The organism is Bradyrhizobium sp. ORS 375, assembly GCF_000239775.1.
Lineage (GTDB): Bacteria > Pseudomonadota > Alphaproteobacteria > Rhizobiales > Xanthobacteraceae > Bradyrhizobium.
Window position 1 is genome coordinate 21,742 of sequence record NZ_CAFI01000496.1, and the last position, 6,788, is coordinate 28,529.

4 protein-coding genes and 1 pseudogene are annotated in these 6,788 nt (G+C 64.1%); all 5 read right to left on the bottom strand.

Translation table 11 applies throughout. The annotated features are described in order from the left end of the window. Positions 1-24: 24 nt before the first annotated feature. Positions 25-1,422, bottom strand: a complete 1,398-nt coding sequence (gene nifN, locus BRAO375_RS35000) for a nitrogenase iron-molybdenum cofactor biosynthesis protein NifN (RefSeq protein WP_009032150.1) — start codon at positions 1,420-1,422, stop codon at positions 25-27. Between the two features lie 6 nt (positions 1,423-1,428). Then, positions 1,429-3,102 (bottom strand): nitrogenase iron-molybdenum cofactor biosynthesis protein NifE, encoded by a 1,674-nt coding sequence (gene nifE, locus BRAO375_RS35005; protein WP_009032151.1) that lies wholly within the window; start codon positions 3,100-3,102, stop codon positions 1,429-1,431. A 133-nt stretch (positions 3,103-3,235) separates the two neighbouring features. Beyond that, positions 3,236-4,795, bottom strand: coding sequence for a nitrogenase molybdenum-iron protein subunit beta (gene nifK / locus BRAO375_RS35010; protein WP_009032152.1), 1,560 nt, complete (start codon positions 4,793-4,795; stop codon positions 3,236-3,238). 95 nt (positions 4,796-4,890) lie between these two features. Then, a complete protein-coding gene (gene nifD, locus BRAO375_RS35015) occupies positions 4,891-6,393 on the bottom strand; it encodes a nitrogenase molybdenum-iron protein alpha chain (RefSeq protein WP_009032153.1) in 1,503 nt (500 codons plus the stop codon). Between the two features lie 75 nt (positions 6,394-6,468). Then, positions 6,469-6,788, bottom strand: a pseudogene (gene nifH, locus BRAO375_RS35020) (nitrogenase reductase); the annotation flags it as partial.

Sequence of the window (6,788 nt, forward strand, 5' to 3'; positions counted from 1 at the left end):
TCGTCGGTCCTTTCTCCTGACGCGTCAATGCAGCGGTGCCACGACGGCCGACTCCGGCGAGACCTGCTGGAAATCCTTCCAGGGATCGATCCAGGTGTCCGGCGTCGGCTGATGATTGTCCTCGCGGTCGGCGATGATCAGATTGGCGAGCGCGAACACCAGGTCGCGGGTACCGCGATAGCCGACCGTCAGCAGATGCCCGGCTCCCAGCCGGTCGAACATCGGAAAGCCGATCCGGTAGAACGGGATCTTCAGCCGGGCCGCAACCTGGCGGCCGTGCGAATGCGTCATCATCAGACCGCAGTCGCGCGCCTTCGCGAGGTTCTCCAGATCCTCGAGATCGCCGATCAAGACCTCCTCGCAGGGCATCCGCTCGAGCACCGGCGATTGCGTGGTCGTAATAGCGACCGAGATCTCGGCGCCCATGTCATGCAGCATGCTGGCAACGTCGAACAACAAGTCCGGCTCGGCGCCGATGGCAAGCTTGCGGCCGCCGATGTGGAAATGCGCATCCAGCATCGCGTCCGCGAGCTGGCCGCGCTGCCGGCGATATTTCGCCGGCACCGGACGCCCCGAGATCTCGCTCAGGAAGGCCATGAACTCGTCGTTCGGCAGCAGGCCGCAGAGCCGCTCGAACAGCCGGTACGGCACGCCGGTCTTGGCCTGCATCGCATCCGCCGCGCGCTTCATCTGCGCGCCGATCGCGATCGTCCAGGACGCGCTGCCCATGGTCGCGATCTCTTCGAGGCCGATGCCGCCGATCGTGGTCGGCGTGAACTCGTCGGGGATGTGACCGTCGAGCGAGCCGCCGATATCCGGCAGGAACGACGGCTCCAGGCCGAAATCCTCGAAGATGGTGCGGAGCTCCTCGATGTCCCCTGGTGTCAGATGGCAGCCGGGCAGCACGTTGACCCTGGCGGGATCGCGTCGGGTCGAGGTCGGCTTGTCGACGAGCACCTCGACCATCTTGGCAACCGTCTTGTCCCAGCCGTCCTGGAACGCATCCTTGAAGTCCGGCGTCGAGACATAGACGAGCGGATAATTGGCGAGCTCCGGATGCTTCTCGCGGATCAGCTTGATGTACCCGTCGACGTCGTCGCCCTTGGTCTCGGTCACCCCGGTCGAGCAGATGCCGATGATCTCCGGCTTCTGCTTCTTGTAGATGTTGAGGATCGCCTGCTCAACATTCTCGTAGCCGCCGAGCACGGTCGCGACCTCGCTCATCGCCGTCGTCTGCATCGGCACCGCTTCCTTGAAGTGGCGCACGAACAGCGTCAGGCCGAACGAGGTGCAGCCCTGCGAGCCGTGCAGCAGCGGCATCGCGCCGCGCAGGCCGAGGAAGGCGAACGAGCCGCCGATCGGCTGGCTCATCTTCAGCGGGTTGACCGCGCAGGCCTTCTTTCCGATGGTGACCTTGGCCATGGCGCCCTACTCCGCCGCCTGTAGCAGCTCGGCGGGCGCGCTCGCGCGCGCCAGGATGTCCTCGACCCGGCCGGCGCAGGCACCGCAGCCGCCCGACGCGTTGGTGTGGGTGCGGACGCCGGCGACGTCGCTCAGGCCATGCGCCTTGATCGCATCTTCGATGGTGCCGAGATCGACCGACTTGCAGTGGCAGATCTTCTTGGCGCGGCGCGCGGCTTCCGCGGCGACGGGATCAGCCGCGAGCGCAGCAGCTTCCGCATCGGCTTGCGCAATCGCCTTGGCCTGCCAGTTGTTGCTGGCGCTCTCCCACGGCGCCCGCTTGCGCAGCTGCTCCCACATCGGGTTGTAGATCGCCTTGTCGATCTCGGCGACCAGCTTCACCATGCCGATATAGCCCATGAAGGCGTGCGAGCGCTCCTGGTTGATGTCGAGCCAGGGCATCGCGGCCTTCAGCGCCACGAACTGCGACTTGCCGCCCGACAGCATGATGTCGGCCTTGGCGTCCTTGAGCATCTTGTACATCTCGCGGGGCGCCATATCGTCGATCATGTGGGCGTCCTGGCCCATCAGCTCCTTGATGCGCTCCTTGTCCTCCTTGGTGGACTTCTTCACGGAGGTGCCGACCAGCTCCATGCCGGCCTCCTGCAGCGCCGCCACGACCGACCACGACTTCACGCCGCCGGTGATCAGCAGCACCTTCTTGCCGGTCAGGCGCTTCTTGAACGGCTCGATCGCCGCCCATGCCTTGGCCTCCTCGCGCGCGATGACCGCCTCGGTGCGGTCCAGCAGGTCCGCCGGCGCGCCACGCTCGACCAGGAGGCGCGCGATCTCGCGCAGCGAGTCCGACGAGTCCTGGATGCCGTAGAACGAGCCCTCGAAGAACGGGATGCCGTAGCGCTCCTCCATTTTGCGGGCGACGTTGATCATCGCCTTGGAGCACACCATCATCGCCGCGCGGGCGCGGTGCGACGACGCGACGTCCTTGTAGCGGCCGTCGCCGGAGATGCAGGCGGAGATGCGGATGCCGAGCTCGTCGAACAGCGGCTTCACCTGCCAGAGCTCGCCGGAGAGATTGTATTCGCCGATGATGTTGAGGTCGTAGGGCGTCGTCACCTCCGGCTCGACAGTGCCGATGACATGGTCGAGCAGCGCCTCGCCGGCGAGCTTGTTGCCGAGATTCTTCGGCCCGACGAAGCCGGGCGAATTGACGGGAATGCAGGGCTTGCCGAACTTGGCCGAGGCCGCCTTGCAGACCGCGTTGATGTCGTCGCCGGTCATGGCGGGCACGCAGGTCTGGTAGACGAAGACCGCCGGCGGATCGTATTTCTCGATGATTTCCTTGATCGCCTTGTACAGGCGCTTCTCGCCGCCGAACACGACGTCGGTCTCGTTGATGTCGGTGGTGAAACCGGTGCGCCAGATCTGCGAGCCGGATGAGGCCGCGCCACGGTTGTCCCAGGAATTGCCTTCGCAGGCGATCGGCCCGTGCACGAGATGCGCAACGTCGGTCAGCGGCTGCAGCGCGACCTTGGCGCCGTCGAAGGCGCAGCCACCGGCCGCACCGCCCGGCTGCAGCTGCTTGGTGCAGCCCTTCTTGCGCTCGGCTTCGGACTTGTTGGCGTTCTTGCCGCAACCCGGCTCGTTGAAGACGTTCTGGATCGTGGCAGACAGCGAGCTCATCGGCTTCTCCTGTTGGCGGACCTTCTGCGCGTCTTGGTGGGACGAAGAGGCTCAGGCTTTCGTTGCCTTCCCACGAGCCGCATCGTCCGGAGTGAAGCGCGGCGGCCCTTGAGGAACCGCCGCGCACCGTGTCTTAGCGAATGATGTCGAAGCTGTAGTCCGACTTTGCCGGCACGTTGGTGTTGCGATCGATCTCGTCGAAGATCTTGTCGAGGATCGTGACCAGCACGTTCAGGCCGCCCTGATAGCCCCACACCGGATAGCGGTGCTTGTGGTGGCGATCGAAGATCGGGAAGCCGATGCGGATCAGCGGCGTGCCGGTGTCGCGCTCCAGGTACTTGCCGTAGGTGTTGCCGATCAGGAAGTCGACCGGCTCGGTGAACAGCAGCGAGCGCATGTGCCAGAGATCCTTGCCGGGATACACGTGGCAGTTCTTGCCGAACGGCGAGGCATCGAACACCGCCTGCACCCGCTCCGCCCACTCCTTGTTGCCGTTGGTGGCAAGCACATGGGTCGGCTCGGCGCCGAGCTCCAGGAGGAACGAGGCGAGGCCGAGGCAGAGGTCCGGATCGCCGTAGATCGCGAACTTCTTGCCATGGATGTGCGCGCTGGAGTCGGCGATCGCGTCGACCAGGCGGCCGCGCTCGACGGCGAGCGATTCCGGGATCTCCTTGCCCGAGATGCGCGACAGCGCCATCACGAAGGCGTCGGTGCCGGACACGCCGACCGGGTGATGGAACGAGACCACTTCCTGGCCGTGATTGGCGATGAAGGGCAGCGTCTTCTCGGTGCAATAGTGTTGCATCGAGATCGTCGCCTTGGCGTGGACGGCGTTGGCCGCGTCCTCCAGAGTCGTGCCGCCCTCATACATGCGGAACTCGCCGTCGGTCGGCGTGTCGAACACGTTCGAGTTGTCGCCGAGGATGGTGTACTCGATCCCCATTTCCTCGAAGATGTGCTTGACCTCGCGGATGTTGCCGACGGTGTAGCCGTCGAAGCCGCCGATGAAGTTGATCTTCTCGTTCGGAACGCGCTCCAGCTTCGGCGCGGTGCCGGCCTTGCCGTCCCAAAAGTGGTCGAGAATGCCCTTCATCGCATTGTCGTAGCCGGTGACGTGGCTGCCGACGAAGGCCGGGGTGTGGGCGAAGGGAACGTCGTACTCGGCCGGAACCGAGCCCTTTTCCTTCGAGGTCTTGATGAAGGCGTTGAGGTCGTCACCGATGACTTCCGCCATGCAGGTGGTCGAGACCGCGATCATCTTCGGCTTGTACATGTTGTAGGCGTTGGCGAGGCCGTCGATCATGTTGTTGAGGCCGCCGAACACGGCTGCGTCCTCGGTCATCGACGACGACACGCAGGAGCTCGGCTCCTTGAAGTGGCGCGACAGATGGCTGCGATAATAGGCGACGCAGCCCTGCGAGCCGTGCACGAACGGCAAGGTCTTCTCAAAGCCGACAGCGACGAACACCGCGCCGAGCGGCTGGCAGGCCTTGGCCGGATTGACGGTCAGCGCCTCACGTGCGAAATTCTTCTCGCGATATTCGGGCGTCTTGGCCCATTCGCGGATACGCTCGACTTCCGCGGGATCGCGCGGATTTTCGAACATCTTCTTCTTGTTGGCCAGCATCTGCTGGTATTCGGGACCACGGAAAAGCTCGAAGTGATCGAGCACATGTTCGGCAGACTGTGTCATGGGATAACCCTCTCTATGTTCCTGTGTCGATCAGGGAGCGCTGGCTCTCCGCCGAAGGAGAGCCAGGCCGTGGGTGGTGCAGGTTACTTTGCCAGTTACTCGGCCGCCTGGAGCAGCGGCTTGGGAGCCTGCTTCCAGGGAGCCTTGGTCATCTTCCAGACCGGCGAGTTGATCGCCATGTCCATGTCGCGGGCGAAGATCGCGAACCCGTCATAGCCATGGTACGGGCCCGAGTAGTCCCAGGAGTGCATCTGGCGGAACGGCACGCCCATCTTCTGGAAGACGTACTTTTCCTTGATGCCCGAGCCGACCAGGTCCGGCTGGACCTTCTCGACGAACTTCTCGAACTCGTAGCCGGTGACGTCGTCATAGATCAGCGTGCCGTCCTTGACGTAATGCTGGGCGGTGCGCTGATAGTCGTCGTTGTGGGCGAACTCGTAGCCGGTGCCGACGACCTCCATGCCGAGGTCCTCATAGGCGCCGATCACGTGGCGCGGGCGCAGGCCGCCGACGAACAGCATCACGGTCTTGCCTTCCAGGCGCGGCCGGTACTTGGCGATCACGGCGTCCATCAAGGGCTGGTACTTGGCGATGACGCGCTCGGCACCTTCCTTGATCTTGTCGTCGAAATAGCTGGCGATCTTGCGCAGCGATTCGGCGATCTTGCTCGGCCCGAAGAAGTTGTACTCGCACCACGGAATACCGAACTTCTCTTCCATGTGGCGGGAGATGTAGTTCATCGAGCGGTAGCAGTGCAGCACGTTCAGCTTCGCCTTCGGCGTCGCCTCGAGCTCGGCGAGCGAGCCGTCGCCCGACCACTGGGCGATCACGCGCAGGCCCATCTCCTCGAGTAGGATGCGCGAGGACCAGGCGTCGCCGCCGATGTTGTAGTCGCCGATGATCGCGACGTCGTAATCCGACGGCTCGAAGCGCGGCGCGGCGTCGGCCGGCAGCTTGTCGAACACCCAGTCCCGGATCGCGTCGTTGGCGATGTGGTGGCCGAGCGACTGCGAGACGCCGCGGAAGCCTTCGCAGCGGACCGGAACGATGGTCTTGCCGTCATACTCCTTGGACTTCGACTTCGAGACCGCCTCGATGTCGTCGCCGATCAGGCCGATCGGGCACTCCGACTGCACGGTGATGCCGTTGTTCAGCGGGAACAGCTCCTGGATCTCGTCCATGATCTTGGCGAGCTTCTTGTCGCCGCCGAACACGATGTCCTTCTCCTGGAAGTCGGAGGTGAACTGCATCGTCACGAAGGTGTCGATGCCGGTCGTGCCGATGTAATAGTTGCGGCGCGCCGCCCAGGAGTACTGGCCGCAGCCGACCGGGCCGTGGCTGATGTGAATCATGTCCTTGATCGGACCCCAGACCACGCCCTTCGAGCCGGCATAGGCGCAACCACGGATGGTCATGACACCCGGGATCGACTTGATGTTCGACTTGACGCCGCAGTCCGACTTGCCGGACTCGTGGACGTTGAGATGCTTGGCGCGGCGCTTGGCGGTCTTCTCGGGATAGACCTTGAGGACCTCGGCGATCAGTTCCTTGTTGCGTGCCTTGATCTCGGCAACGCTTTGTTTCTCGATAACGCTCATCTGGCTTTTTCCTCGATGATCGGTTGCGGAGATCGCCCGGCCCGTCGAACAGACGGGCCGGATGACCGGTGACGCTTAGGCCGTGGCGGCGAGCTCGGCGGCGGTCTTGCCGATCTGGCTCTCGTCGACCGCCTTCATGATGCCGTGCTCCATCAGCATGTCTTCGAGCTCGTCCATCGTGATCGGGGTCGGGATGATGCCCTTGCCGGCATTGCCGTGGATCTTGGTCGCCAGGTTGCGATAGTGGTTGGCCTGGACCGACTCCGGCGCGTATTCCAGAACGGTCATGCGGCGCAGCTCGGCGTGCTGCACGATGTTGTCGCGCGGCACGAAGTAGATCAGCTGGGTGCCGAGCTTCTTGGCGAGAGCCTCAGCCAGCTCCAGCTCCTTGTCGG

Coding starts and splice junctions, on each gene's coding strand:
- nifK (WP_009032152.1), bottom strand. CDS start 4,795: ATGACACAGTCTGCCGAACATGTGCTCGATCACTTCGAGCTTTTCCGT.
- nifN (WP_009032150.1), bottom strand. CDS start 1,422: ATGGCCAAGGTCACCATCGGAAAGAAGGCCTGCGCGGTCAACCCGCTG.
- nifE (WP_009032151.1), bottom strand. CDS start 3,102: ATGAGCTCGCTGTCTGCCACGATCCAGAACGTCTTCAACGAGCCGGGT.
- nifD (WP_009032153.1), bottom strand. CDS start 6,393: ATGAGCGTTATCGAGAAACAAAGCGTTGCCGAGATCAAGGCACGCAAC.